The sequence below is a fragment of the Microbacterium sp. LBN7 genome (assembly GCF_045690345.1).
In the GTDB taxonomy this organism is placed as follows: domain Bacteria; phylum Actinomycetota; class Actinomycetes; order Actinomycetales; family Microbacteriaceae; genus Microbacterium.
Window position 1 is genome coordinate 2,968,876 of the sequence record NZ_CP147856.1, and the last position, 26,640, is coordinate 2,995,515.

Here is a 26,640-nt window from a genome sequence, read left to right on the forward strand (position 1 = left end):
TCAGCGCGCAGGGGGAACGGCCGCCTGCAGGTGCCGGATGACGGCGAGCACACGGCGATGGTCGTCGGCGTCGACCGGCAGCCCGAGGGCGTCGTAGATGTTCGAGGTGTGCTGGACGACGGCCTTCTCGCTGAGGACCAGCTGGGCGGCGATGGCGGCGTTGCTGCGCCCCTCGGCCATCAGCCCGAGCACCTCGACCTGACGCGGCGTCAGACGGCCGATCGCCGAGGTGCCCCGACTCGCCCGCGCGACCAGCACCGACACCAGTTCGGGATCGAGCGCGGTGCCGCCAGCGGCGACGCGACGGATGTCGGTCGTGAACGTGTGGGCGTCGGCGATGCGCTGCTTGAGCAGATACCCGAAGCCTCCGCCCCCTCCTTCGAGGAGCTCGGTCGCGTAGCGGCGCTGCACGTGCTGCGACACGACGACCACGCCGATGTCGGGGTGGGTGCGACGGATGCGGAGCGCGGCCACGAGGCCCTCGTCCGTATAGGTCGGCGGCATCCGGATGTCGGTCACGACCAGGTCGGGCGCGTGACGTGCCACCTCTCGCTCGAGCTGCGCCGCGTCGCTGACGCTGGCGAGGACGTCGAGGCCGTCCCGCGCGAGGATGTGCGCGATCCCCTCGCGCAGCAGCACCTCGTCCTCGCCGATCACGACACGCATGGCAGCTCCACTCTCACATTCGTTCCGGCCGAGGGCTCGGACTGGATCTCGATCGTGCCCTTGAGCGCCTCGACCCGGTCGGCGAGACCGCGGAGGCCGACTCCCGCACCGATGCGCGCGCCGCCGATCCCGTCGTCCTCGATCTCGAGCCGCATGACACCGTCGCGCTGTGCCATCGTGACGCGCACGTTCGACGCCCGCGCATGCTTGACGGTGTTCGACAGCGCCTCGGCGACGATGAAGTATGCGGTGTGGGCGGTCGAGGTGGCGATCATCGTCTCGTCGAGTTCGGCGTGCAGGGTCGCGGGAACGGCGAGTCGATCCACGAGGTCCTCGGTCGCGGCCACGAGCCCCTGCTCGAGCAGCGCGGCCGGGAGGACGTTGTGCACGAGGTGTCGCAGGTCGGCGGCGGCCGCGTCGATGCCGTGGCGGAGGGCTTCGACCTCTCCGGTGACGGAGGAGTCCGAGGCCGAGTTGGCGATCGTCTGCGCCTCGATCGCGAGGAGGACGAGCTGCATCTGCAGGCCGTCGTGCAGGTCGCGGGCGATGCGGAAGCGCTCACGGTCGGCGGCCTCGACGATGCGGATGCGGGAGTGGGTGAGCGCCTCGTTGCTCGACAGGAGCTGCGTGGTCAGGCGCTCGCGGTCCAGGGCGATGGCGAGGACCTCGGCGGCCCGGCGCACGGGAGACGGGTCGGCGATGATCCGCGCGTCGTACTCGACGGCGCCGACGAGCTCCTCGTCGACGACGACCTGGAGCCAGCCGCGCTCGCCGTCGGTCTCGTCGATCGCGACCTCGGCGCCGTCCTCATCGACGAAACGATGCTGTGCGGCATCCCGGTAGACGACCCGCAACGAGCGATCGCCGAGCGTCGTGGCGAGCGCCTGCGCGACCGCCGGACGGCTCGCCCCGCGGATGGCGAGCCACTCGCTCAGCGCCTCGAGCGGCGTCGTCCGGGTGAAGCTGCCGAGCAGCACGCCGAGGAGGAAGGCGATCGGGAGACCGGCAAGGAGCAGGATCTGCAGCGAGACGATCAGTACCGGTGAGGCGCCCAGTGGGAACAGGATGTTCGGAACGTTCGGCAGCCCGACGACGGCGATGATGCCGTAGACGAAGAGCGGGAGCAGCACACGTCGGTGGGCGGGGTCGGCGGCGCGCAGACGTCGCACCATCACGATCGCCGCCATGATCATCGCCGAGAGCCCGAGCCAGGTCTGCGCGAACGAGAGGGGACCGAAGGCCGCCGTCCCCTCCGCGAGTGCTCGCGCGGTGCCGAATCCGATCGCGATGATGTAGACGTACACGACGATGAACGTCGAGAAGCGGCCGCGCAGCCGTCCGGAGGGGAAGGCGAGCAGCAGGTGCACCGCGACGGCGAGGGTGCTGCTGCCGAAGACCTTGTAGAGCGGGATCAGGGCCGGGGCGTCGAGGTACCCCGTCGCGACGAGCAGGATCGAGACGGCGCCGATGAGCAGGAGACCGCCCATCCCGTTCGTCGGTCGGCGCCACCAGGCGCAGATGCCCGCAGCCACCCAGATCCAGAAGAGCACCACGAACTCGACGACCTCGAACAGGCTGCCGCCGGCATCCGCCCCGACCGCGAGCACGATCACGCCGATGAGTCCGCAGAGCAGGCCGATGAAGATCAGGGCGAGCTCGAGCGAACCCACCCTCCCGCCCTGCAGCCGGCGCGGCGTCGGATCGGTGAGGGGGGAGATGGAGCGGTCTGAAGACAAGGGAGTCCCTCTCGAGAGAGCAGGGTGTGCACTGCGATCAGATCTCACCCTCCTGCACGGCCCGGCACCGAACAAGCGACCTGAGTCCCCTTTCGGCGAGGACCCCGGTCCTGCCCGCGCACAGGCGCGACCCAGGTCCATGGTGTGCACCTTGGGCGCCCCGGAGCATGGATCGGGAGTGCCGCGCCGCGTCACTCACCGTGCTCGGGTGCCTCGCACCGGAGCGACCGACTCCAGGGACGAGAACATGGGAATACGAAGAAAGGCCGCCGCGATCGTGACAGCCGGGATGCTGATCGCGTCATCGCTCGCCATGGGGAGTGCGCTCGCGCTTCCCGCCGCCGCCGACGACGGGTCGGCCGAACAGCCGATCGTCGAGGCAGTCGATCCGGCGGTGTCGCCGCCGGATGCAGAGGGAGAGCCGGATGCCGAGGGAACCCCGGATGCCGGTGTGCCGGAGGCGTCCGACGACGAGGGCGCCGCTCCTGAGCCGAGACTCGACGAGGTCGTGCCGGACGAGGAAGAGGCGCCGGTCGTCCCGCAGGACGACGCCGCTGATGACGCCGCTGATGACGCCGCTGAGGACGCGGGTGGCGTCGGCGCGCTCGCCGAGCAGCACGCCACGCTCTGGGCGAGCGTCGACCTGTACCGGGTCACGCTCGTGGAAGGGGCGCTCACCGGGACCACGAAGGGGCACGTCTCCGCTGTGCCCGGCAGCGTCTCGGCGACCGCGACGAACGTCTTCAACGTGACGGGGACCTACGCCGACGCCGCCGCGACGGGCATCGATGCGACGGTCGTCTACAAGGTCCGCATGGACATGCCGCACGCACCCGATGAGAGCACCTGGATCCAGGCGCGCATGCACGTCGAGGGCGGAACCAGCTACGCGGAGTGCGACGTCTTCACGGGCGACCCGCGTGCAGGCGGAGTGGTCGCGACCCCTGCGCCGTACACGTGCTTCCCGCACCGCACCCAGAGCTTCCCGAACGTGCGCTACACGTTCGCGATCGAGATGAATCGCTACGTCGAGTCGTCGGGAACGATCCACGCGGTCGGCCCGGTATCGCTCTCGGAGGGGAACTTCACCTTCGAGCAGCCGTTCCGGATCGCGGGGACGGAGAACGTCGCCGCGGGCGGCACCACCACGTTCTCGACGCTCCAGCGCGAGTCCGACAAGACGGCCTCGGTCGAACCCGACATGGCCAAGACGTGGTTCTCCTACCGGATCCAGGAGACGAAGGACGTCGCCGGGGTGCCCACCGTGGTCCCGTCGAAGTACTACATCGCCGGCATCGTGAGCCGGAACCGTTCGGGGAGCAACCAGACGTCGTGCTGGATCTTCGATGTGGATCCCACGGGCTCGACGCCATGGCAGGACCTCAAGAGCCCGCGGGCCACGCCGTACACCTGCACGGCGACCGGCGATCGAGTCGACAGCGGTCATCTGGCGGCGACGATCATCGTGGCCAAGCGCGACATCATCGTCATCCCGGCGACGGAGCGCCCGCGTCAGAGCGAGCTCTACCGCGACGTGTGCACGAACCGGCCGGACGACTGCGACCTCTCGCTCGCGACCGTCGTGCAGCAGCCGGGGACCCATCGGGTGATGTCGCCCAAGTGGGGCAACATGGAGCACCCCGAGCCGATCAAGCACATCTTCAAGTTCACGTCGAAGCAGTCGACCACGACATCCTTCGGGACCGAGCTGACGCTCGGGATCGAGGGAGGGCTCGGTGTCAAGTACAAGGCCGAGATCAAGGCCTCGTTCGGCTACGAGATCGCGAACGAGACCTCCTACACCGATGAGCAGGAGGTCGAGATCAAGCCCGGTCGCAGCGCCTTCATCGTCGGCGCACCGCAGATGATCCACACCGAGGGCGACATCTACGTTCTGCATGGAGACAGGCTCTACATCCTGCAGAACGTGATCGCCGACTTCCCGCGGGTCGGACTCGACAACTGGAACTTCTGGGACGAGAGCGAGCCGATCCCCGGATGGACACCGGGAGGCGTGGGAGGCGCGCAGAACCCGCCCCTCACGGATCTCGATCCGGCAGCTGCCGCGGCAGCAGCCGCAGCGGCGGGACGCGCGACGTCCGGAAAGGGCTCGCTGGCCCAGACGGGCGGAACCGCTGACGTGCTGACGTTCGCGTTGGCGGCGGGCCTCACGCTCGCGGGCGGGCTGCTCCTGTTCGCACGGCGCCGTCGGCACCACCCGGCCGAGTAGTCGGCGACAGCACAGAAGAGGACGCCCGGGCTCAGGCCCGGGCGTCCTCTTCTGTGTCGGCGGAAGCCGATCAATACGCCTGCTGGATGATCGCGGCGACCGCGCCGACGTCGTCGTTCGCGTCGAGGATGCCGTTCGGATCGGGGAGGAACCCCTGCGTGACGATGATCGTGAACGCGAGGTCGCGACCGGAGGCCGTCTCCATCACGCCGCCGAGCGTCTTCGTGGAGAGGCGGAACCTCTGGTTGAACGGGTCGCTGTTGAGGAGGGTTCCGGTCTTCGCGAACACCTTGCCGGCAGCGGGGCCGTCGGCCTCGACCATGACGAGCGAGCCGTCGACACCGAGCACCGGCATCGTGGCCTTCCAGCGCTCCGCATCGGGACGCTCCGCCATCAGCGTCTGGATCTGCAGGGCGTTGGCGGGCGTGACGTAGTTGCCCTCCAGGCCCGAGCCGTCGATCAGCGACGCTCCGGTGACGTCGAGGCCCGCCTCCTTCCAGATCTCGCCGGCGATCGGTATGCCCTTGTCGCAGTCGGTCTCGCCGCGCTCCACGGCCAGGCGGCAGACGAGGGTCTGCGCACCGCGGTTGTAGCTGATCTTCATCACATACGTGACCTCCTCCTCGAGCGGGAGCGACTCCAGCTCGGCGACCGAGGGCAGCGCCTCGACGGCCGCGAAGTCGGCGAGGGTCTCGGTCGTGTTGGTGGCAAGGGGATCGGTGCCCACCGCCACGCCCGCGCGCCCGAGTGCCTCGATGAACGCCGTGCGCGCGAACGTGGCCGGGTCGTCGAACGCGTAGGACTTGAGCTGCGGCACGCTGTCGGCGGCGATCGTGCCCGAGACGACGACCTCGCCGTCGCGCGAGGAGTCCTCGAGGGTGATGGCGGTAACGCCGCCCGCCTCGACGGTCTCGACGGTCGATGTGACGATCCACGGCGAGACGACCGGCACCATCTCGGTGGTGGCAGGCTCACCGGGCTCGGACGGGTGCACCATGACGTCCACCAGGTTCTGGTTGACGATGATGGGGGTCACCGCCTGGCCGCCGAGCTTGCCGGTGAACAGACGGTCGTCCACCAGCACGTCTCCGGCGACGGAGTCGATGCCCGCCGCCTTCACCTGGGCCGCGAGGTCGTCGAGTCCGGTGAGAGGGTCCTGCGGGGTGAGACTCGAACCGGGCAGGAAGTTCGCGTCGTTGTGGTCGAGGTTCGCGAAGTCGACGGTCCCGTCGTCCTTCGTGCGGCCGCCCATCGTGAGATCGCCCATCCCGACGAGCACGAGGTCGCCGCCGAGGACTCCCGCGGTGATCTCGCCGGTGCGCTTGACGGGCGTCGTGATGGTGTGGTCCGGTCCCCATTCGAGCCACGCGGCGCCCGCGCTGTACGTCTTCACGAACGAGCCCGGCTCGACCATCCGGTTCGCGCCGAGATCGATGAGCTCCTCGCCGGTCTCGAGGTCGGTCACCGCGATCGACCAGGTGGCGTGCTCGTACCGTTCCTGGTTCATGACCGCGAGTGCGGCATCGGGCAGACCGTCGACGGAGTTCGGATCCGCGGCGTCCTCGGCGGTGCAGGCCGTCGTGCCGACCAGGAAGAGACCCGCCACGGCGGCGGCCGCCGCCCCCCGGCGGAGGGACCCCGGGGTCATTCTCCGCTCCCGGCGGCGAGGGCCTCGGCGATCCGACGGAAGGTCTGATCGGCCGGGTGGGCCTTGGGCACCACGTTGGAGGCGTTCATGAACACCGCGATGCTCGCGCCGGTCTCGGGGTCGTGGAACACGGCAGCCGTGAATCCCAGTCCCTCGCCGTTGTGCCCCCACCAGCCGTTCGTCTCGCCGATGCCCAGTGCGTACTGGTCGTAGGGCGGGCCCTCCTCGAGGGGCGCGCCGCTCTGCCGCTCGGTCTGCGTCGACGGTTCGAGCAGGAGCCCCGACCCGAGCGCCTCGGCCCAGACGCGCGCGTCATCGAGCGTGCTCACCATCGATCCCGCCGGTCCGTAGATCGACAGGTTGTCGTTCTGCACGACCTGTTCGCCGTCGAGCAGCACGTAGCCGTTCGGGTGATCCGTCCAGGTGGAGGCGTCCAGGGTGTAGCGGGTGCCGCTCTGGCCGAGGGGCTGCAGGATCCGCTCGTCGAGCGCGTCCGCGAACGGCTGACCGGTCACCTTCTCGACGACGGCGCCGAGGAGGTTGGTGTTCGCGTTCGTGTAGACCTTGCGCTCGCCGGGGGCGAATGCCGCCGGCTGGCCGACGAGGAAGTCGTTCAGCTCGGCGAGAGTGAAGATCCTCGCCTCGTCCGCGCTGTAGGCGGCGCCGAAGGCCTCCGTCGACGTGTAGTCGGCGTTACCGCTCGACATGTCGGCGAGCTGGCGGATCGTGATGCTGTCGCCGTTCGCGATCCCGTCGACGTATTGGCCGATCGTGTCGTCGAGGCTGAGCTTCCCCTCGTCGACGAGCTGGAGGATGAGGGTCACGGTGTACGACTTCGTGACGCTGCGCAGCGGCCAGGTCATGTCGAGCGACACAGGCGTGTCGGCATCGATGTCGGCGAGGCCGACGGCCGAGGTCCACGATCCCTCGCCGGGGATCCACACGCCGACCGCGGCGCCCGACACGTCGTACTCGGCCATCGTCCGGTCGACGATCTCCTGCAGCTCCGTCTGGAGGTCGGCGGGCAGCTCGCCCCCGGGCGCCGCGGGCCGGAGCGAGTCCGTGGCCGTCGGCGCCGCGCTCCCCTCCGGAGCGGTGGAGCCCGCGCATCCGGCCAGCAGCAGGGAGATGACTCCGACGGCGGCGATGCCCGCCACGGTGCGCCGATCGGATCGGGGTGTTCGCGCGCGCTCGTGCGTGTGCGCGAGCAGCGGACGACGGATGCGGTGTGTCATGGGGTCTCCCAGCGTCGGATTCCGAGGGCGGTGGCCCATCATGCCCACTTTTCTCCCCGAGGGGTGTCGTCCGCAATGGACCCCGGTCCCTGATCGAGAGGGGACCCAGGTCCATAGCCGTCGCCTCTGCCACCCGCGAGACTGATCGAGGTTCTGCATGCCCGCAGGCCCGAGGGGAAGGTGTCGAGGACATGGTGGGTTACGAGAGATCAGCGCTGCGGCGTGGAGCATCGCGGTCGCAGCGCCTGCTCGCGGTCGTCGCGACCGCGGCGGTCGCCGTGGGGCTCGCCGGGTGCGCGGCACCCGCGCCGGAGGCATCCGCGAAGCCCTCGGCAGCGGCAGACGGCGCCGTGGAGTTCGATGCCGCGGCGCTGACGGCGATGTTCGAAGAGCAGGCGGAGGAGATGATGCTGCCGGGCGCCGTGGTGATCGTGCGCACTCCGGACGGCGACATCGAGGTGCCGTACGGCGTGACGGAGTGGGGAGGCTCGACGCCCGTCACGCTCGACGACCACATCCGCATCGGGTCGAACACCAAGACCTGGACCGGCACCGTGATCCTGCAGCTGGTGGAGGACGGCAGGATCGCCCTCGAGGATCCCGTGTCGAAGTACCGTCCCGACGTGCCCAACGGCGACAACATCACGATCGAGCAGCTGCTGACGATGCGCAGCGGACTGTTCAACTACACGACGACTCTCGAGTTGAACGCGGCGCTGGATGAGACCCCCGACCGAGTGTGGGACCCGGAGGAGCTCGTGCGGATGGGGTTGGCGGGGGAGCCGTACTTCGCGCCGGGCGAGGGGTACATGTACTCCAACACGAACACGGTCCTGCTGGGGCTGATCGCGGAGCAGCTCGAGGGGAAGAAGCTGCCCGAGATCTATCAGGAGAGGCTGTTCGAGCCGCTGGGCCTCACCGAGACGTCGTTCCCGGCGCTCGCGGACGCGTCGATCGCCGAGCCGGTGGCCCACGGCTACATGTTCTCGAACAACGTCGACACGATGGAGGGCTCGGCTTTGCCGGCCGATGAGCTCGCGGCGGCGCAGGCGGGGGAGCTGCTGCCGACGGATCACACGGACGACAATCCGTCCTGGGCATGGTCCGCGGGGGCGGGCATCTCGACCGCGCCGGAGCTCGCGACGTGGGTCGAGGCACTCGGCGGGGGCGGAGTGCTGAGCGATGAGATGCAGAAGAAGCGCATCGAGAGCGTCCAGCCGTCTGACGGAGAGGGTGCGTACGGCTGGGGCGTGGCCGGCATGGGGTCGTTCTACGGGCACATCGGCGAGATGCCGGGATACAACTCGTTCATGGGGTACGACCCCGAGACCGACGTGACCGTGGTCGTCTGGGCCACGCTCGCGCCGAACATGGAGGGGAATCCGGCGGCTGCCCTCATCGCCCGGTCGCTGATCGAGAAGATGTACGGCCTCTGACGCGAGCCCGAGGTCCCGTCGGTGTCCTGCGAGTCAGGGCGCGGGCGGGACCGCGGCCTGCAGGTGGCGGATGACCGCGAGCACGCGACGGTGATCGTCCGCGTCGACCGGCAGGCCGAGCGCGTCGTAGATCCTCGAGGTGTGCTGCACCACGGCCTTCTCGCTCAGCACCAGCTGGGCCGCGATCGCGGCGTTGCTGCGGCCCTGTGCCATCAGGCCCAGCACCTCGACCTGTCGCGGGGTCAGGTGCGCCACGGCGGAGGTTCCGCGGCTCGCCCGCGCGACCAGCACCGAGACCACCTCGGGATCGAGCGCGGTGCCTCCGGCGGCGACACGGCGGATGTCCGCCGTGAACGTGCGGACATCCGAGATCCGCTGCTTGAGCAGATATCCGAACCCGCCGGCTCCGTCCTCGAGGAGCTCGGCCGCGTAACGGCGCTGCACATGCTGCGAGACGACGACCACGCCGATGCCCGGGTGGGCGCGACGGATCCGGAGCGCGGCGAGGAGCCCCTCGTCGGTGTGGGTGGGCGGCATCCGGATGTCGGTGAGCACCAGGTCGGGCAGATGGCGCTCGACCTCGCGTTCGAGCTCGACAGCCTCGCTGACGGCTGCCAGCACCTCGAATCCGTCATTCGTGAGGATGTGCGCGATGCCCTCCCGCAGCAGCACCTCGTCCTCGCCGATCACGACGCGCATGGCAGCTCCACCTCGATGTTGGTGCCGCGCAGCGGCTCCGACCGGATCGCGATGGTGCCCTGGAGGGCATCCACCCGGTCCGCGAGGCCCCGCAGCCCCACGCCGGCCCCGATCCGCGCGCCGCCGACGCCGTCGTCCTCGATCGCGATGGCGATCCGGCCGTCGCGCTGGCCCAGGGTCACGCGCACATGGGAGGCATCGGCATGCTTGACCGTGTTCGACAGCGCCTCGGCGATGATGAAGTAGGCCGTGTGGGCGGTCGACGTCGTGATGGCCGTCTCGTCGACCTGTGCGACGAGGGTGGCGGGCACCGACAGACGATCCACGAGGTCTTCGGTCGCGGCCACCAGCCCTCGCTCCAGCAGCGCCGCCGGCAGCACGTCGTGCACGAGCCGGCGCAGGTCCGCCGCCGCCAGGTCGATGCCGCGCCGCAGCTTCTCGATGTCGCCGGTCGTCGCCGATTCCGCGGCGGCGTCCGCGATGGTCTGGGCCTCGATCCCGAGGAGGACGAGCTGCATCTGCAGCCCGTCGTGCAGGTCGCGGGCGATGCGCGAGCGTTCGCGGTCGGCGGCGTCGACGATGCGCACACGGGATCGGGTGAGCGCCTCGTTGCTGACGAGCAGCTGCGTGGTCAGGCGCTCGCGGTCGAGGGCGATGGCGAGCACCTCGGCGGCGCGGCGCACCGGCCAGGGCTCGGCGATCATGCGCGCGTCGTACTCGATGCCGCCGACGAGCTCGTCGTCGACCCGCACCTGCAGCCAGGCCCGGTCGGGGTCGGCGGCATCCGGATCGACCGGTGCCCTCTCGCCGCGCTCGTCGATGTACTGGCCGCGGGAGGCGTCCCAGTACGCGACACGGAGCGTGTCGTCACCGACGGTGGTCGCGAGCGCCTGGGCGACGGCGGGCCGGCTGGCCCCGCGGATCGCGAGCCATTCGCTCAGAGCCTCCAGCGGGGTGGTGCGTGTGAAGCCGCCGCGGAGCACGCCGAGGAGGAAGGCGATCGGGAGCCCGGCGAGCAGCAGACCCTGCAGGGAGACGACGACGTCGAATCCGACGCCCATCGGGAACAGGAGGTTCGGGAGCAGCGGCAGGCAGACGACGGCAAGGAGGCCGTAGGTGAACAGGGGGAGCAGCACCCGCCGATGGGCGGCGTCCGCCGCCCGCAGACGGCGCGCGAGCACGATCGCGGCCAGTGCCATCGACGTCAGCCCGAGCACGCTCTGCAGGAACGACAGCAGCTCGAATGCCGCGGTGCCCTCCGTGAGGGCGCGCGCCGTGTCGAACACGATGCAGGTCACGTAGCCGAGCACGACGGCGAGCACCGCCAGGCGTCCGCGCACGCGGCCGGACGGGAACGCCATGAGCAGGTGGATCGCCACACCCAGCGGGGTGGTCGCGAAGACGGCATTCACCCAGAAGAGCCCCGGAGCACCGACGTACCCCGTGCTGACGAGGAAGACCGAGACGGCGCCGATCAGAAGCAGCGGGCCGATCCCGTTGGTCGGTCTCCGCCACCAGGCGATGATCCCGGCGACCGCCCAGATCCACGCGAGCGCGACCAGACCGATGCCCGCGACCGGGTCACCGGCGCCCGTGGCGCCGACGGTGATCACGATCACGCCGGTCAGCGCGGCGAGGATGCCGATGAAGATCAGCGCGATCTCGAGGGATCCCATCCGACCGCCCTGCAGGCGTCTCGGTGTCGGTCGGGTGAGGGGCGAGACGGGGGCCTGTGATGACACGGATGGTCTCTCGTTGGGGATGCGGGTGAGGGTGGTTCCACACTGGCGGACGCCCGCCGGGAGAGCAACCGATCAGCGAGAGGCGGTGAGGCGTGCCTCTATCGGAGCCCACCCGCTCTCCAGCACCGCGAACCCGGCGTCGAGCGTGCCGAGCTGGTCGTCGTCCTCGTTGACGAGCAGTTGCATCTGCAGCACGAAGCGCGCGTAGACGCGGGTCTCGGCGGTGGGTCCCGGCAGGCCGAGCTCCTCGGCGATGGCGGCGGAGAGCGCGTCCTCGTGCCGCAGCCACATCTTCGCCGCGTAGTCGCGCAGCGCCGGTGTCTCGTTGAGGAAGCGCAGGAAGATGCGCGTGACGTCATTGCCGTGCTCGTCGACGTTGGCACGGATCTCGGCGGCGTAGAAGTCGTGGATCGCCCGGTTGATCGTGCTGCCCTCCGGCCGGTCGCGCACGGCGGAGACGAGCCGGTCGCGCTGCTCGTCGTCCTCGTCGAAGACGAGCGCCTCCTTCTGCGGGAAGTGCGCGAACACGGTCGTGGGGGAGACGTCTGCGGCGTCTGCGACCTCGCGGATGCTCACGTTGTCGAATCCGCGCTCGAGGAACATCTTCGTCGCGACGTCGGAGATCGCCTTGCGCGTCGCGGCCTTCTTCCGCTCTCTGCGCCCGATCGGCGCGGCGGACGGCTGCTCGGTGGATGCCATGCGCTCAGCCTACCGCGCATTCGATACAAAACTGGCTTGACACCAAAACTGGTATCGATACACTTTCGGTATGACTTCACCAATTCTCCCCGTCCGAGGTGCGAAGCGCGCCTGGGTCATGCTCATCGTTCTCACGATGCTCACCGTCATCGGGATGACGGTCGTCCTCCCCGTTCTTCCCTTCGTCGTCCTGCAGTACGTGTCGGAGGAGAAGGACCTGGCCATCTGGGTCGGCATTCTCGAGGCCGTCAACGGACTCTGCGCCTTCCTCATCGCGCCGTTCCTCGGACGCCTCTCCGATCGCTTCGGTCGCCGGCCCGTCATCATCGCCGCCGCATTCGGCGCGGCGTTCTCCATGGCGCTGTTCGGCATCGGCGGTGCCCTCTGGGTCCTCGTGCTCGCGCGTGTCATCCAGGGGATGACGGCGGGCGACCTGCCGGCGCTCTTCGCGTACCTCGCCGACATCACCCCGCCCGAGAAGCGCGCGCAGCGATTCGGCCTCCTCGGTGCGCTCTCCGGGATCGGCATGATGATCGGCCCGGCGATCGGCGGACTCCTGGCGGCGATCAGCATCCAGCTCCCCGTCTTCCTCACCGCCGCCGTGGCGCTGACCATCGCGATCCTCAGCATCTTCCTGCTCCCCGAGAGCCTCAAGCCCGAGAACCGCATCGGCGCGATCGCCCTGCGCGACGTCCAGCCGTTCGCCGTGTTCAAGAACGCTTTCGGCCGTCGGGAGCTCCGTGGACTGATGATCGGCTTCGGAATCCTGGCCCTGCCGTTCGGCTTCTTCGTGAACAACTTCAGCGTGCTCGCGCTCGACTCGATCCAGTGGGGGCCGACCCAGATCGGGCTGATGACGGCGGCGGTCGGCATCATCGACATCCTGATCCAGGGCGTCCTGCTCGGCATCCTGCTTCCGCGGATGGGCGAGCGCGGCGTCATCGTGAGCGGCATCGTCGCCCAGATGGTCGGACTCATCGGGCTCGCCGTCGTGGCCTCGATCTTCGCGCAGCCGTGGCTGTTCATCGTCGGCGCGCTCCTGCTCGCCGCAGGGCAGGGGGCCTCGCAGGCGGCGATGGACGGTGCCATGTCGAACGCGGTCGGCGACGACGAGCAGGGCTGGCTCGGCGGCGCGACGCAGTCCCTCAACGCGGCGATGGGCACGGTGGCGCCGCTCATCGCCGGCGCCCTCTACGTCACGATCAGCCACGCCGCGCCGTACTGGCTCGGCGCCGCGCTCATGATCGTCGCCGTGATCGTCGTGAGTCGTGCGCACATCGCGAACACGGCGAAGAGGTCGCCGAGCGCAGAGCCGGTCGAGCAGGCTCCGGTCGTCGCCTGAGATCGGATGCCGCGCCGGGTCGCCCGCCCTCGTGCGGGGGGAGGATGATGGTCTCATGGCCGCTCCTCATCGACCCGGCCTCCGGGTCACGGCGGGGGTCACGATCCCGGAGTCGGAGCTGTCCTGGCGGTTCTCCCGGTCATCCGGGCCCGGCGGGCAGGGCGTGAACACGGCCGACTCCCGCGCCGAGCTGGTCTGGGACGCCGCCGGCTCCTCGACGCTGACCCCGGCGCAGCGCGAGCGTCTCCTCGAGCGTCTCAGCGGTCGCCTCGTCGACGGGGTCCTGACGATCGCGGCATCCGAGCACCGCGCCCAGCTGCGCAATCGGGATGCCGCTCGCGCCCGTCTCGCCGCCCTGGTCGCCGAGGCGCTGCGGCCGCCGCCGCCGTCGCGCCGACCGACGAAGCCGAGCCGGGGGTCGAAAGAGCGGCGGCTGAAGGCGAAGCAGCGCCGCACCGACGTCAAGCAGCTGCGGCAGCGCCCCCGAGATACCTGACCCTCGGCCGGCTGACGCGCGGTCCGGGATCAGCGCGGCGTCGGTGCGGGTGTGCTGCGGCGCGGCACGTAGTTCTTCCAGGCGGAGCGGAACCCCACGCCGCCGAACGTCATGAACCCGGCCGCGAGGGCCGCTCCGACCGCGATCCCGAGGCCGACGGCCCACTCGAACGTCCCGCCGCCGGCGACGATGGCCGAGCCGACGAGGAGCCCCGTCACGCAGGCGTTGACCACGATCAGCAGCATCACGGAGCTGCCGAGCAGGATGCTGACGCTGCGGCGCCGCAGGAACGAGTAGGTCAGCTTCATGCCGTCCTGATCGTCGTACGTCGAGGCGAGGAAGATCTCCTCGACGTGCGGGTCGAGGTCGACGTACGCGCCGCGGAGCCGGTTCATGGCGACGACGTACATCATGTCCTCCTCCGAGACGTTCATGACCCGCACCTGCGTCATGAAGCCGATGAGACACAGGAACGCCAGGATGGCGAGCGAAGCGCCGCCGAACCACCCGGCGAATCCGGATGCCTGACCGAGGAGGCCGATCGTCACGAGCCCCGCCGACACGAGGGTGAGGAAGATCGTGATGCGGGTCAGCACCTCGCTCTGGGCGGTGCTGCGCGCGGCGAGCAGGCCCCAGTGCTCGGTCGCCAGGATCTGCGCACGCCGAGCGAGCGCCGCATCCGACTCCGTCGCCGGTGCGGTGCGCTCTACCTCGGATGCCGTGCCCTCGCTGCCGTCCGCGGACGAGGACCCCGGCGAGGAGCGCTCGCCCATACCGACATCATGCACCCGCCCGCGGCGGGACGGAACGGGCACTTCCGGTGAGCGCCCGGCCCCGGGGCCGGGCGCCTGCCGACGCGCCTACACTGTAAGGGTGGCGAGACTACTGATCGTCGGGGGCTTCCTGGCCGCCGTGTTCTGGGTGTTCAGCATCGTCGACTGCGCTGTGCAGCCGGCGACGCGGCACCGTGGTGTGCCCAAGGCCGCCTGGATCGCCATCGTGGTGCTGATCCCCGTCATCGGCGGCATCCTCTGGTTCACGATCGGCCGCCGTCGCGCGAACGATCAGGGCCAGCGTCGTGTGCTCGCACCCGACGACGACCCCACGTTCCTCCAGAGCATCGGCAAGACCGAGCAGGATGCCCGCATCAAGCGCCTCGAAGAGGAGCTCGCCCGCCTCGACGAGGAGACCGACGAGCCTCCCGCCGCGGATCCGCGCCCGTGACCTCATCGCCGGCGACCGATGCTGCGGCATCGCTGCTCGCCGATCTCGTCGCGCACGGCGTGCGCGACGTCGTGCTCTCGCCGGGTTCCCGGTCGCAGGCGCTCGCGCTCGCGGCGGTGCGCGTCGCCGACGAGGGGCTCCTGCGGGTGCACGTGCGCATCGACGAGCGCGTGGCCGGATTCACCGCGCTCGGAATCAGTCGTGAGACCGGCGTGCCCGCGGCTGTGCTGTGCACGTCGGGCACGGCCGTCGCCAATCTGCTCCCGGCGACCATGGAAGCCTTCCACTCCGGGGTGCCACTGCTGCTGCTGACGGCCGACCGCCCGCCCGAGCTCCGGGGCGTCGGGGCGAATCAGGCGACCCGGCAGGATGGACTCTTCCAGCGTTGGGTGCGCGACCAGATCGACGCGCCCGTCCCCGGCGACGGCGACTGGTCGGGCCTTGCCGCACGCGCGGTCGCGGCGGCGATGGGCGGCTCGGACTCCTCGCCCGGTCTCCCCGGAGTCGCCGGACCCGTGCATCTGAACCTGCCGTCCCGCGAGCCGCTCTCCGGGCTGCCACCGGAGCTCTCGATCGTCTCCGGCGACGCCCCTCGCCCCATCCCCGCCGAGTCCTTCGTGCTCGAGCGCGGACCTCGCACCGTGGTCGTCGCGGGCGCCGACGCGGGAGCCGCCGCCGAGGAGATCGCGCACGCCGGCAGCTGGCCCCTGATCGCCGAGATCGTCAGCGGATCCCGCTTCGGCCGCCAGCTCGTCCACGGCTACCGGGCGCTCCTGCGGCGCGACGATCTCGGCGGCCGCATCGAGCGGGTGGTCGTCCTGGGCCATCCGACGCTGAGCCGCGAGGTGACCGCGCTCCTGTCGCGGGACGGCGTCGATGTCGTCGCCGTGCGCCGGGGTGGCGAGGAGCTCAACCTCAACGGCCGCACCCTCGCCGTCGGCGCCGTCGCCGTCGCGGACGGTGACGCCGACCGCGCCTGGCTCGGAGAATGGCTCGCGGCCTCCGCGGCCGAAGTCGTCGACCTGAGCGAGCAGGCCCCGGATCCCGAGGGACTCGCCTCGAAGGACTTCGCCGCCCGCCGCGAGGCCGTCAAGGCCGAGCTCGACGCCGTCCGCCGTCCTCTCGACCGGGAGCTCCTCGTCGACGCCGTGTGGCGGGCGACATGGCCGCACGATCGGCTGATGTTCGGGTCGTCGCGGCTCGTGCGCGTCGCAGACGCGGTGCTCGCCGGCAAGAAGGTCCCGGTGCACGCCAACCGCGGGCTGGCCGGCATCGACGGCACGATCGCCACCGCCACGGGCATCGCCCTCGCCAGCCAGGCCGCCGGCGACCCGGGGATCACCCGCGTGCTGCTCGGCGACCTCGCCTTCCTGCACGATGTCGGCGCGCTGCTGCTCCCTCCCGACGAGACCGAACCCCGGCTGCAGGTGATCGTGGGCAACGACGGCGGCGGCACGATCTTCGATGCGCTCGAGGTCGCGGCATCCGCCCGTCCGAACGATCTCGACCGGGCCTTCTACACGCCGCACACCGTGCGGCTCGAGCACCTCGCACTCGCCTACGGCTGGGAGTACCAGCGGGTCACGACGCGCCCTGCGCTCGACCAGGCGCTCACCTCGCCACGCGGCGGTCGTCAGATCATCGAGGTCCCGCTGGCCCGCTGACTGGCAGGATGTGCGTATGAACGCGCACACCTGGACGAACCTGCTGCGAGTCGGAGACGGTTTCCGCCTCGCTGACGTGGATCCCGACAGCAAGCCCGGCTACGACGAGGGCAAGGCGCAGGGGGCGAAGGATCTCGCCGCCGGGCTCGTGCGACTCAACGACCTGCAGGAGAGGCTCTTCGCCGAGAGCCGGGTCGGCACAGCCCAGGACTCCGTGCTCCTGGTGCTGCAGGCCATGGACTCGGCCGGCAAGGGCGGGATCGTGCGGCACGTCGTCGGCGGCGTCGACCCGCAGGGCGTCTCGCTCGCGGCCTTCAAGGCGCCGACGGCCGAGGAGCGTACGCACGACTTCCTCTGGCGCATCGAGAAGCGCCTGCCGGAACCCGGATTCATCGGCGTCTTCGACCGGTCCCACTACGAGGACGTGCTGATCGGACGCGTGCGCCAGCTCGCGGACGGGCCCGAGATCGAGCGCCGCTACGCCGCGATCAACGAGTTCGAGGCACGGGTCGCAGCGTCCGGCACCCGCATCGTCAAGGTCATGCTGCACATCTCACCCGAGGAGCAGAAGGCCCGGCTGATGGAGCGCCTCGAACGACCGGACAAGCACTGGAAGTACAACCCGGGCGATGTGGACGAGCGACTGCTGTGGCCGAAGTACATGGAGGCCTACCAGACCGTTCTCGACCGCACGTCCACCGAGGCCGCACCCTGGTACGTCGTTCCGGCGAACTCCAAGTGGTTCGCGCGCCTGGCTGTGCAGGAGCTGCTGCTCGCGGCTCTCGAGGACATCGATCCGCAATGGCCGGGCGCCGACTTCGACGTCGAGGCGGAGAAGAAGCGCCTCGCCGCGAGCTGACCCCTACCGGTCGTTGAGCGAGGAGCGCAGCGACGAGACGAAACGCGTCAGGCGAGCGCGTCGACCAGCGGGCGGAACTTGACCCTGGTCTCGAGCAGCTCCGACTCCGGGTCGGAACCGGCGACGATGCCCGCGCCCGCATAGGCGGTCACGTGGATGTCGTCGGCGGCCGCGGTGAACTGGGCGCAGCGCAGCGCGATGGCCCACTCGCCGTTGCCCGCGGCATCCACCCACCCCACCGGCCCCGCATAGCGGCCGCGGTCGAAGGGCTCGAGGTCGCGGATCGCGGCGATCGCGGCCGCCGTCGGCGTCCCGGCGACCGCCGCGGTCGGATGCAGCGCCCGCACGAGATCGAGCGCCGACTCGCCGTTTCCGAGCTCGCCCTCGACGTCGGTCGCCAGGTGGAACAGATTCGGCAGCTTGAGCAGGAACGGCTGCTCGCTCGCAGCGAGCGCCCGTGTGTGCGGGCGGAGCGAGGCGAGCACGCTCTGCACGGCGTACTGGTGCTCGTCGAGATCCTTCGTGCTCGAGGCGAGATGAGCGGATGCCGCGGTGTCGGCATCCGCGTCGGCCCCGCGCCCGATCGTGCCGGCGAGGACCCGGGCCGTGACGGTGCCGTTCTGCACGGTCACCAGCGTCTCGGGGCTCGCGCCGATCAGCCCGTCGACCGCGAACGCCCAGGTGTCGGGGTAGCCCGTCGACAGGGCGCGGACCAGGCGGCGCAGATCGGAGCCGGCCGGGATGCTGCCGGTGAGGTCTCGGGCCAGCACGACCTTGCTCAGCTCGCCGCCGGCGATGCGCGCGAGCGCGGCGCGGACGGAGTCCTGGTAGCCCTGCGGGCTCTGCGCACCGGGGCCGACAGTGCCCGCCCAGTGGGGTCCGTACGGGTGGGTGGCGAACTCCTCGTCGGGATCCGATGCTCCGGCGACGCGGATGCGGGTCTCCCAGAACCGGTCGCCGTGGCGACCGAGCACCTTCGTGGGCACCACGAGCACGCTGTCGGCGGCCGACTCCTCGTCGAAGGCGAAGGCGCCGAAGGCCACCAGCCCCGTGCCGGGGAGGCCGACGGCGTCATCGATCTCCGCCTGGGCGGCCATGCCGCGCCAGAACGTGGCGAGGGCTGCGCTGCGCGGCTCGTCTCCGGCGGGCGGGCGGATCGCGGCGAGGGGCTCGCCGACCGACACGATGCCATCGCCGCGGCGCAGCCAGGCGAGCGGGCGGGCGGGATCCGCGTAGGCCAGGAGGTCCTCGACCGGGTCGATCTCGCGGGTCTCCACGACCAGGTGGGTGGTGTGCACGTCTCCAGCCTATGCCGCGCGGATGACCGGAACCGCGCCGTCGTAGGGTGGGCGCATGAGCGATGCACGTCCTGCCACAGGTGCCGAGATGATCTTCCAGTGGCGCAAGTGGGACGGTGCGCCGCACTGGCGCCACGAGTGCGTGTACCTCGGCTCAGACGAGTGGGGCGACTGGATCGGGCAGCCGGTCGGGTGGAGCAGCGCCCGTCCCGGCGCGCAGTTCGTCGCCGCCGGCCCGAACGTCACGCTCGTGCCGCGGCAGACCGACTTCGCACTCACGGTCAACCGCGATCACCCGAACGGCATGCGCATCTACATCGACCTCGGATGGGATGTCCGGTGGTCGGCGGAGCCGCTTCTCGCGACCGGCATCGACATGGACCTCGATGTCGTGCGCGTCGAGGGCGAGCGTGGCACCTGGGTCGACGATCGCGACGAGTGGGCGGAGCACAGCCTGCAGTACGGGTACCCGGCGGAGATCATGACACGGCTCGAGGCGCTCGCGCTCGATCTCGAAGAGCGGGTCCGCGCGCAGATCGCGCCGTTCGACGATGCCACCGCCGACGCCTGGCTCGACCGCCTCGAAGCCCTGGACCTCGCGCCTAGACTGAACGCGTGACCCCGAACGAGAAGAACCGCGCCGATCTCGGCAAGGACCCCGCCCGCGTCAGCGGCATGTTCGACCAGGTCGCCGCCGGCTACGACCGCACCAACACGGCGATGACCTTCGGCAACGACGCGCTCTGGCGCGCGGCGACGACGAGGGCCGTGGCGCCGAAGCCGGGGGAGCGCATCCTCGACCTCGGGGCGGGCACCGCATCGTCGTCGGCATCCCTCGCCCGCAGCGGCGCAGAGGTGGTCGCCGCCGACTTCTCACCGGGGATGCTGGCCGAGGGACAGCGCCGACACGGCGCGATGCGCAACCTCTCCTTCGTGCAGGCCGACGCGACCGACCTTCCCTTCGCGGATGCCGAGTTCGACGCGGTCACGATGTCGTACGCCCTGCGCAACGTCAGCGATCCGAAGAAGGCGCTCCGCGAGCTGCTCCGCGTGACGAAGCCGGGAGGCCGCCTCGTCATCAACGAGTTCTCCACGCCTCCGGGCAAGCTCTTCCGCGGCGCCTACCGGTTCTACAACGACCAGGTGCTGCCCCGGGTCGCCCGTGTCGCGGGGACGAACGGCGACGCCTACGACTACCTCAACGAGTCGATCCGGGAGTGGCCCGACCAGAAGAAGCTCTCCGCCTGGATCCGCGAGGCGGGCTGGGCCGAGGTGGCCTATCGCAACCTCTCCTTCGGCATCGTGGCCCTCCACAGAGCGCGCAAGCCCGAGTGAGAATCCCGGGCGCAAACCGCCGCACCCGACGAAGGTAGGCTGGGACCGTGACTTCGAGCCCCATCGCCCCGGGTTCGCGACTGGCGAGCCGTCTCGGCTTCAGCGATCGCGTCTTCATCGGCCCCGCCGCCCGCCGCGTCGCGCGCGCCATCGAAGACGGTCTGGAGCGCGTCGAGACCGGACTCGCCGAAGACGTGCGCGTCGCCGATCCGCTCGCCGACGCCGCCAGCCGCTATCTCTACGAGGCCGGTGGCAAGCGCATCCGTCCCGTGCTGACCCTTCTCGCCGCGCAGCTCGGCGACGGCAACACCGACGAGGTGATCGACGTCGCCAAGGCGCTCGAGATCACGCATCTCGGCTCGCTGTACCACGACGACGTCATGGACGGCGCCGATCGCCGCCGCGGGGTCCCCGCCGCGCATGCGGTCTGGGGCAACAGCATCGCGATCCTCACCGGCGACATCCTGTTCTCCCGCGCCAGCCAGCTCATGTCGCGACTGGGCGAGCGCGCCATCCGTCTCCAGGCCGACACGTTCGAACGACTCGTGCTCGGCCAGATGCACGAGACCATCGGCGCGCAGCCCGACGACGATCCGATCCAGTTCTACATCCAGGTGCTCGCCGACAAGACGGGTTCGCTGATCGCCGCCGCGACGCAGGGCGGTGTGATCTTCTCGAACGCTCCCGTGGAGTACGAAGAGCCGATGCGCGTCTACGGTGAGAAGATCGGCGTCGCTTTCCAGCTCATGGACGACGTGATCGACCTCTCGGCGAAGCCCGAGGACACCGGCAAGGTCCCGGGCACCGATCTGCGTGCCGGCGTGCCCACCATGCCGTACCTGCTGCTCAAGGCCGAGACGGACGCGACATCGATCGACCTCGGCGCGCGTATCGATGCCGGTGTGGCGCTCATCGCCGACGGCGCCGATCCGGCGATCCTCGACGGACCGCTCGACGAGCTGCGCGATCACGCCGTGACGACGAAGACCCTGGAACTCGCCCACGCCTGGACGCAGGACGCGATCGACGCGCTCGGACCGCTCCCGCGCGGCACGGTGCGTGAGGCGCTGACCCGATTCGCAGAGACCCTCGCCGATCGCTCCAGCTGAATCCGGCGATGCGACCCACGCGGTCGCACGACGGGCGCGACGGCACACGAAAGGACCTCCCATGACCAAGCTCAGACTGGCCATCGTCGGTGCGGGCCCCGCAGGCATCTACGCCGCGGACATCCTGCTGAAGGCCGAGCGCAAGTTCGACGTCTCCATCGACCTGTTCGAGCAGCTTCCGGCGCCCTACGGCCTCGTTCGCTACGGCGTCGCCCCCGATCACCCCCGCATCAAGGGCATCATCACGGCCCTCCGCGATGTGCTCGACCGCGGCGACATCCGCCTGTTCGGGAACGTCCGCTTCGGCGAGGACATCACGCTCGAAGACCTCAAGCACCACTACAACGCCGTGATCTTCGCGACCGGCGCCATCCGGGACACGTCGATGGACATCCCCGGTGTCGACGCCGTCGCCTCCTACGGCGCCGCCGACTACGTCAGCTGGTTCGACGGCCACCCCGACGTGCCGCGCGAGTGGCCGCTGGATGCCGAGTCGGTCGCCGTGATCGGCAACGGCAACGTGGCGCTCGACGTCGCGCGGATGCTGGCCAAGCATGCCGAGGATCTGCTCGTCACCGAGGTCCCGGCGAACGTCTACGAGGGCCTGCAGGCGAGTGCGGTCACCGACGTGCACGTGTTCGGGCGCCGCGGCCCCGCGCAGGTGAAGTTCACGCCGCTGGAGCTGCGCGAGCTCGGCGAGCTCCGCGACGTCGACATGGTCGTCTACGACGAGGACTTCGACTACGACGACGCCTCCAAGGAGGCGGTCGCCAGCAACAAGCAGGTCATGGTCATCGACCGCGTCCTGCAGTCGTGGCGCAAGCGCGACTCGGTGAACAACGCGGGCGGCACCGCATCGCGACGCCTGCACCTGCACTTCTGGGCGCGGCCCGTCGAGGTCCGCAAGGACGAGAGCGGCCGCGTGGCGGCGCTCGTGTACGAGCGCACCCAGCCGGACGGCGAGGGCGGCGCGGTCGGCACCGGTGAGCTGCGCGAGGTCCCGATCCAGGCGCTGTACCGCGCGATCGGCTACTTCGGCTCGCCGCTGCCCGGAGTGCCGTTCGACAAGAAGCACGGCGTGATCCCGAACCGCGAGGGGCAGGTGCTCGCGAAGGACTCCAACCAGCGCGTGCCCGGCATCTACGCGACGGGCTGGATCAAGCGCGGACCGGTCGGCCTGATCGGTCACACCAAGTCCGACGCCATGGAGACGGTCCGGCACATCATCAACGACCAGGGGTCGTGGTGGCAGCCGGAGGACCCCTCGGAGGAGTCGATCCCTGCTCTCCTGCAGGAGCGCGGCGTGAAGTGGACCGACCTCGAGGGATGGCACCGCCTGGACGAGCACGAGATCGGTCTCGGCGCACCGCACGAGCGCGCTCGCGTGAAGGTCGTCCCGCGCGACGAGATGGTGCGGGTCTCGCGCGGCGAGTAGCACCGTCATCCGATCGTTGCGAGCCGATCCCGTCGTGTCGGGGCTGTCCTCCTAGGCTGAGAGCATGCGACGGCGACCTCTCCTCATCCTCGGCGCGGTGGCGCTGCTCCTCGTGTCGGGCTGCGCGCCGACGCCGGAGCCCACTCCCACGGCATCCGTGGACCCGTCGCCCAGCCCGACACCGACGCCGACCTCGGATCCGATCGTCGCGCCGACGCCCGCGTTCGACGTGACGTGCGACGATGTCGCGGCGGAGATGTCTGCTCTCGTCGGCGCGCCGGCGGGGGCGGTGGAGGAGACCCTCTCGCGCGTCTCGATGCCCAACTGGTACCCCGGACCCGCGCTGTACGCGTTCCAGCGCGCCGGCGGCATCGCCTGCTCGACGGGAGACGACTCGCGCAGCTGGGAGGTCACGGTCGTTCCCCGGGCGCAGACCGTGATCACGGGTGCGGAGTCCCGCGGCGGATGGTGGGGCGAGGAGTCGCGCTGCGAGGACAACGGGATCTGCGTCTTCCAGGTGCTCGACGGAGACGTGCTCGTCTCCGCTCAGATGATGGAGCCGGAGGTCGGCTCCGGCGATGCCGCGCGCATCGACGAGGGCCTTCGCCGCATCGCCGCCGCGGCCGTCGCGACGAGCAAGGACGTCGAGCTCGCCCCCAGCGACATCGTCGGCGTGGAGTGCGCGCAGTTCCTGACCAAGGACGAACTCGCCGAGGAACTCGGCACAGAGGTGTTCCTCATCGACTCCTTCGGGGGCTGGGGCATCCCGTCGGAGGTCTACCAGGCCGTCAACGGCTCGCGCATCTGCTACTACGCCTCCGGCGAGAGCGAGTACGAGTCGCAGGGATACCTGACGATCACCACGCTGCCCGGCGGCGCGTGGGCCTTCGAGCTGATCGAGGGCGGCACGGCCGTCGAGATCGAGGGAGCGGATGCCGCGCTCCGCGGCGTCGACGAATTCGATCGCCCTGTCCTCGATGTGCGCGTCGGCTCCGACTGGATCCGCCTCACCACCTTCGAGGGCTCCGGGATCTCCGACCTGACGCAGGTCGCCGAGCACGTCGTGCAGAACTTCACGGTCGGGCGTCCGGCGCCGCAGTAGCGTCCTCGGCTAGCCTGGCCGCAGGGGGGTGGAGCGCATGGCCGACTGGATCGCAGACGTTCTCGGCGAGGAGTTCGAGCAGCTCACCCTCGAGCTCCGCGACGACGACCAGGGACCGGTCGTGGCGACTCTCGTGCGGGCGCTGCCGCCCGCGCAGGGGTGGTGGGATCGGCTGCGGGGGAGTCGCCCCCTGCTGGATGACGTAGACGTGCTGTACGTGCACGGGTGGTCCGACTACTTCTTCCAGAAGCGTCTCGCCCGGTTCTGGACGGCGAGGGGAGCGCGGTTCTTCGCGCTCGACCTGCGCAACTACGGCCGCAGTCTCCGCGACGGCCAGACGCCGGGATACGTCGCCGATCTCGCGACCTACGACGAGGACATCGCCGCGGCACTCGACGCGATGGGGCACGCGATCGACGGGAGCGACAGCCGACGGCTCGTGCTCCTCGGGCACTCGACGGGCGGACTGACCCTGAGCCTGTGGGCATCGCGTCATCCGGATGCCGCGGACGCGGTGATCCTGAACAGCCCGTGGCTGGAGTTCCAGATCGCCCCGGTGCGTGCGGCGATCGCGCCGATGGTCGAGCTGCAGGCACGGCTCCGTCCGCGGGAGGTGGCCCCTCAGGTCGATCTGGGCTTCTACTCGAGGGCGCAGCAGGAGGTCGCCGATCCGGACGATCCCATGGAGGTGAATCCGCTCTGGCGCCCCACCCAGACGATGGCGGTGTACGCCGGCTGGCTGCACGCGATCCTCTCGGGCCATCGCACCGTCGCGTCGGGACTCGCGATCCCCGTTCCGGTGTGCGTGCTCCTCTCGGCCCGTTCGGCCGTGCCCACCCGCTGGTCGGAAGAGCTCACCGCGGCCGACTCCGTGCTGGTGGTCGACGACATCGCGCGCGCGGCCCTGCGCCTCGGCTCGTCCGTGACCGTCGAGCGGATCGACGGGGCGCTGCACGACGTCTTCCTCTCGCGGCACGAGGCGAGGGAAGACGCCTATCGGCGCCTCGAGCGCTGGGTCACCGGCTGGCAGGCGTCCGGCGGAGCGCTCGTTCAGAGGTAGTGCATCGCCCGGGTGAGGCGCTCCGCCTCATCCCCGTCGCCGCGGAGGACCGCGTCATGGAAGTCGACGTAGACCTGCAGCATCCGCTCCCGGTCGTCGACGGGCACGGTCCAGTGACGGAGATTGCGCAGGAGCGCGACCGTCGTCTCCTCGATGACCGTGCAGTGCTGGGCGTTCTGGCTGTGCGCGCCGAGGTAGGCGAACACGTCCCAGCGTGTGTCGGTGGTCAGCGTGCTGTCATGGAGCGAGTCGTACATCGCCTCCACGAGTCCGGCGACATGCGCGCGCTGCGCGGCGCTGAGCTGCGGGACGGCGAGGCGGGCGGCGATACCCGCCTGGTACCCCGCGAAGGCGAGCGACTGTGCCACGGTGTCGGTCGTGACCTCGGTGACCTCGGTGTACCGACTCGGGTACATCGTCACCATCCCCAGGCGCTCCAGGCGCTGCAGCGCTTCCCGCACCGGCGTCCGGGAGACGTGCATCCGCTCGGCCACGTCGAGATCGCGGATGCGCTGCCCCGGGGCCAGTGTGCCGTCGACGATCTGCCGGCCGATGTGCTGGAAGACCTCCTCCGCCAGCAGTTGCTTGTTCTCGCCCACGTTCTTCGTTCCCATGCTGCCCATGGACCCCCGCCCCCAATTGCTCTTCCTTCTCCTGCTACGTGATGCGCCCGGGTGGGCCTCTCATCACAGATCGCGCAGGATGCCAACACACTACGCGCATAACTCCTCGCGCACGGAACATGACGCACGGGCGCCACGGCGGCTCTCGAGGATGCTGACGGAGTTCTCTGCGGCCGACGGACGCGGAGCGCCCGCCGGCCGCATCCGACGCGGTCGCGCGGAACCGCCGCGAACCCCGTCCCCACGGGGGGAGGCCCGCGATTCCGAGAGCGCGGGGCCGTTCGACGACAGTACGTCACGCGGCTGGCGCGTCGTGGGTCGCATCGAGAAGCGACCCCTCTCAGTCTCAGGCACGCATTCCGATATATCGGTATGCGATCCGGATATGACGAAACGATTCATCCGATGCCACGGCATCCGATGAATCGTCTCGTCGCGCTGCACCCGGGCGTCGCGCCCGGCGAGAGGGTCAGCGGTAGTTGATGAACTGCAGGTCGACCTCGAGGTCGGAGCCCTTGAGCAGGCTGATCACGGTCTGGAGGTCGTCACGGCTCTTGGACTGCACGCGCAGCTCGTCGCCCTGGATCTGGCTCTTCACGCCCTTCGGGCCCTCGTCGCGGATGATCTTGTTGATCTTCTTCGCGTTCTCGGAGGAGATGCCGTCCTTGAGGCTCGAGACGATGCGGAACTCCTTGCCGCTCGCGAAGGGCTCCCCGGCGTCGAGGCTCTTCAGGGAGATCCCGCGCTTGATGAGCTTGGACTGGAACACGTCGAGCACGGCCTTCGCGCGCTCCTCGGAGTTGGCGATGATGAGGATCTGCTCGCCGCTCCACGCGATGGATGCCCCGGTGCCCTTGAAGTCGTAGCGCTGCTCGACCTCCTTGCGGGCCTGGTTGAGAGCGTTCTCGGCCTCCTGGTGATCCACTTTCGAGACGATGTCAAAGGAACTGTCAGCCATAGGAGAAGTGTATCGAGACTGCGGTTTGTGCGAGCTCGTGGAAG

General features: G+C 70.1%; 24 protein-coding genes. 13 read left to right on the forward strand and 11 right to left on the reverse strand.

Annotated elements, in window-relative coordinates; translation table 11 throughout:
• Positions 1-666: a response regulator transcription factor gene (locus LBN7_RS14310; protein WP_116635647.1), complete on the reverse strand. Its 666-nt coding sequence runs from the start codon at positions 664-666 to the stop codon at positions 1-3.
• Positions 654-2,402 (reverse strand): ATP-binding protein, encoded by a 1,749-nt coding sequence (locus LBN7_RS14315; protein WP_407360036.1) that lies wholly within the window; start codon positions 2,400-2,402, stop codon positions 654-656. The genes LBN7_RS14310 and LBN7_RS14315 overlap by 13 nt, the downstream gene beginning before the upstream one ends.
• A 208-nt stretch (positions 2,403-2,610) precedes the next feature.
• Between LBN7_RS14315 and LBN7_RS14320 the strand changes: the two genes are divergently transcribed.
• Positions 2,611-4,632, forward strand: a complete 2,022-nt coding sequence (locus LBN7_RS14320) for an LPXTG cell wall anchor domain-containing protein (RefSeq protein WP_407360037.1) — start codon at positions 2,611-2,613, stop codon at positions 4,630-4,632.
• 70 nt (positions 4,633-4,702) lie between these two features.
• On the opposite strand, the gene dacB is transcribed toward LBN7_RS14320, so the two are convergent.
• Together dacB and LBN7_RS14330 are read right to left on the reverse strand one after the other, a co-directional pair.
• Positions 4,703-6,280 (reverse strand): D-alanyl-D-alanine carboxypeptidase/D-alanyl-D-alanine-endopeptidase, encoded by a 1,578-nt coding sequence (gene dacB, locus LBN7_RS14325; protein WP_116635649.1) that lies wholly within the window; start codon positions 6,278-6,280, stop codon positions 4,703-4,705.
• Entirely contained in the window at positions 6,277-7,515 is a 1,239-nt protein-coding gene (locus LBN7_RS14330; RefSeq protein ID WP_407360038.1) for a serine hydrolase domain-containing protein, read from the reverse strand. The genes dacB and LBN7_RS14330 overlap by 4 nt, the downstream gene beginning before the upstream one ends.
• A gap of 191 nt (positions 7,516-7,706) precedes the next feature.
• On the opposite strand from LBN7_RS14330, the gene LBN7_RS14335 reads away from it, so the two are divergent.
• Positions 7,707-8,951 carry a serine hydrolase domain-containing protein gene (locus LBN7_RS14335; RefSeq protein ID WP_407360039.1) on the forward strand — a complete coding sequence of 415 codons (1,245 nt, stop codon included), beginning with the start codon at positions 7,707-7,709 and terminating at the stop codon, positions 8,949-8,951.
• 33 nt (positions 8,952-8,984) lie between these two features.
• Here the strand turns inward: LBN7_RS14335 and LBN7_RS14340 are convergent, their stop codons facing one another.
• From LBN7_RS14340 to LBN7_RS14350, 3 genes are all read right to left on the reverse strand, one after another.
• Positions 8,985-9,650, reverse strand: a complete 666-nt coding sequence (locus tag LBN7_RS14340; RefSeq protein WP_407360040.1) for a response regulator — start codon at positions 9,648-9,650, stop codon at positions 8,985-8,987.
• Positions 9,638-11,392: a sensor histidine kinase gene (locus tag LBN7_RS14345; protein ID WP_407360041.1), complete on the reverse strand. Its 1,755-nt coding sequence runs from the start codon at positions 11,390-11,392 to the stop codon at positions 9,638-9,640. The genes LBN7_RS14340 and LBN7_RS14345 overlap by 13 nt, the downstream gene beginning before the upstream one ends.
• Before the next feature lie 72 nt (positions 11,393-11,464).
• On the reverse strand, positions 11,465-12,091 hold the full coding sequence (locus LBN7_RS14350; protein WP_116635654.1) for a TetR/AcrR family transcriptional regulator: 627 nt from the start codon (positions 12,089-12,091) through the stop codon (positions 11,465-11,467).
• Positions 12,092-12,161: 70 nt separating this feature from the next.
• Between LBN7_RS14350 and LBN7_RS14355 the strand changes: the two genes are divergently transcribed.
• Positions 12,162-13,433, forward strand: coding sequence for an MFS transporter (locus LBN7_RS14355; protein WP_341947742.1), 1,272 nt, complete (start codon positions 12,162-12,164; stop codon positions 13,431-13,433).
• A 55-nt stretch (positions 13,434-13,488) separates the two neighbouring features.
• A complete protein-coding gene (gene arfB, locus LBN7_RS14360; RefSeq protein ID WP_407360042.1) occupies positions 13,489-13,929 on the forward strand; it encodes an alternative ribosome rescue aminoacyl-tRNA hydrolase ArfB in 441 nt (146 codons plus the stop codon).
• Positions 13,930-13,958: 29 nt separating this feature from the next.
• Here arfB and LBN7_RS14365 read toward each other — a convergent pair whose 3' ends face one another.
• The gene (locus tag LBN7_RS14365; RefSeq protein WP_407360043.1) at positions 13,959-14,702 is read right to left on the reverse strand and encodes a hypothetical protein; all 744 of its coding nucleotides are present in this window, start codon (positions 14,700-14,702) and stop codon (positions 13,959-13,961) included.
• A 100-nt stretch (positions 14,703-14,802) separates the two neighbouring features.
• On the opposite strand from LBN7_RS14365, the gene LBN7_RS14370 reads away from it, so the two are divergent.
• Genes LBN7_RS14370 through LBN7_RS14380 form a run of 3 tightly spaced genes read left to right on the forward strand, consistent with a single transcriptional unit; the run spans position 14,803 to position 17,676 of the window.
• Entirely contained in the window at positions 14,803-15,153 is a 351-nt protein-coding gene (locus tag LBN7_RS14370) for a PLD nuclease N-terminal domain-containing protein (protein WP_116635658.1), read from the forward strand.
• On the forward strand, positions 15,150-16,817 hold the full coding sequence (gene menD / locus LBN7_RS14375; protein WP_407360044.1) for a 2-succinyl-5-enolpyruvyl-6-hydroxy-3-cyclohexene-1-carboxylic-acid synthase: 1,668 nt from the start codon (positions 15,150-15,152) through the stop codon (positions 16,815-16,817). The genes LBN7_RS14370 and menD overlap by 4 nt, the downstream gene beginning before the upstream one ends.
• Before the next feature lie 16 nt (positions 16,818-16,833).
• Complete coding sequence (locus tag LBN7_RS14380) at positions 16,834-17,676, forward strand: polyphosphate kinase 2 family protein (protein WP_407360045.1); 843 nt, start codon at positions 16,834-16,836, stop codon at positions 17,674-17,676.
• 47 nt (positions 17,677-17,723) lie between these two features.
• Here LBN7_RS14380 and LBN7_RS14385 read toward each other — a convergent pair whose 3' ends face one another.
• Entirely contained in the window at positions 17,724-18,974 is a 1,251-nt protein-coding gene (locus LBN7_RS14385) for an isochorismate synthase MenF (RefSeq protein ID WP_407360046.1), read from the reverse strand.
• Positions 18,975-19,029: 55 nt separating this feature from the next.
• On the opposite strand from LBN7_RS14385, the gene LBN7_RS14390 reads away from it, so the two are divergent.
• The 6 genes from LBN7_RS14390 to LBN7_RS14415 all read left to right on the forward strand — a co-directional run bounded on the left by LBN7_RS14390 (position 19,030) and on the right by LBN7_RS14415 (position 25,015).
• Entirely contained in the window at positions 19,030-19,593 is a 564-nt protein-coding gene (locus LBN7_RS14390) for a hypothetical protein (RefSeq protein ID WP_341947747.1), read from the forward strand.
• On the forward strand, positions 19,590-20,309 hold the full coding sequence (locus LBN7_RS14395; protein ID WP_116635663.1) for a class I SAM-dependent methyltransferase: 720 nt from the start codon (positions 19,590-19,592) through the stop codon (positions 20,307-20,309). The genes LBN7_RS14390 and LBN7_RS14395 overlap by 4 nt, the downstream gene beginning before the upstream one ends.
• Positions 20,310-20,356: 47 nt before the next feature.
• Positions 20,357-21,418: a polyprenyl synthetase family protein gene (locus LBN7_RS14400; RefSeq protein WP_116635664.1), complete on the forward strand. Its 1,062-nt coding sequence runs from the start codon at positions 20,357-20,359 to the stop codon at positions 21,416-21,418.
• 61 nt (positions 21,419-21,479) lie between these two features.
• Complete coding sequence (locus tag LBN7_RS14405; RefSeq protein WP_116635665.1) at positions 21,480-22,853, forward strand: FAD-dependent oxidoreductase; 1,374 nt, start codon at positions 21,480-21,482, stop codon at positions 22,851-22,853.
• A 64-nt stretch (positions 22,854-22,917) separates the two neighbouring features.
• Positions 22,918-23,955, forward strand: coding sequence for a hypothetical protein (locus tag LBN7_RS14410; RefSeq protein ID WP_407360047.1), 1,038 nt, complete (start codon positions 22,918-22,920; stop codon positions 23,953-23,955).
• Positions 23,956-23,992: 37 nt separating this feature from the next.
• On the forward strand, positions 23,993-25,015 hold the full coding sequence (locus LBN7_RS14415) for an alpha/beta hydrolase (RefSeq protein ID WP_407360048.1): 1,023 nt from the start codon (positions 23,993-23,995) through the stop codon (positions 25,013-25,015).
• Here LBN7_RS14415 and LBN7_RS14420 read toward each other — a convergent pair.
• Together LBN7_RS14420 and LBN7_RS14425 are read right to left on the reverse strand one after the other, a co-directional pair.
• The gene (locus tag LBN7_RS14420; protein WP_407360049.1) at positions 25,006-25,629 is read right to left on the reverse strand and encodes a GntR family transcriptional regulator; all 624 of its coding nucleotides are present in this window, start codon (positions 25,627-25,629) and stop codon (positions 25,006-25,008) included. The two genes, LBN7_RS14415 and LBN7_RS14420, sit on opposite strands and share 10 nt — an antisense overlap.
• 478 nt (positions 25,630-26,107) lie before the next feature.
• Positions 26,108-26,596, reverse strand: coding sequence for a YajQ family cyclic di-GMP-binding protein (locus LBN7_RS14425; protein ID WP_116635669.1), 489 nt, complete (start codon positions 26,594-26,596; stop codon positions 26,108-26,110).
• Positions 26,597-26,640 lie beyond the last annotated feature (44 nt).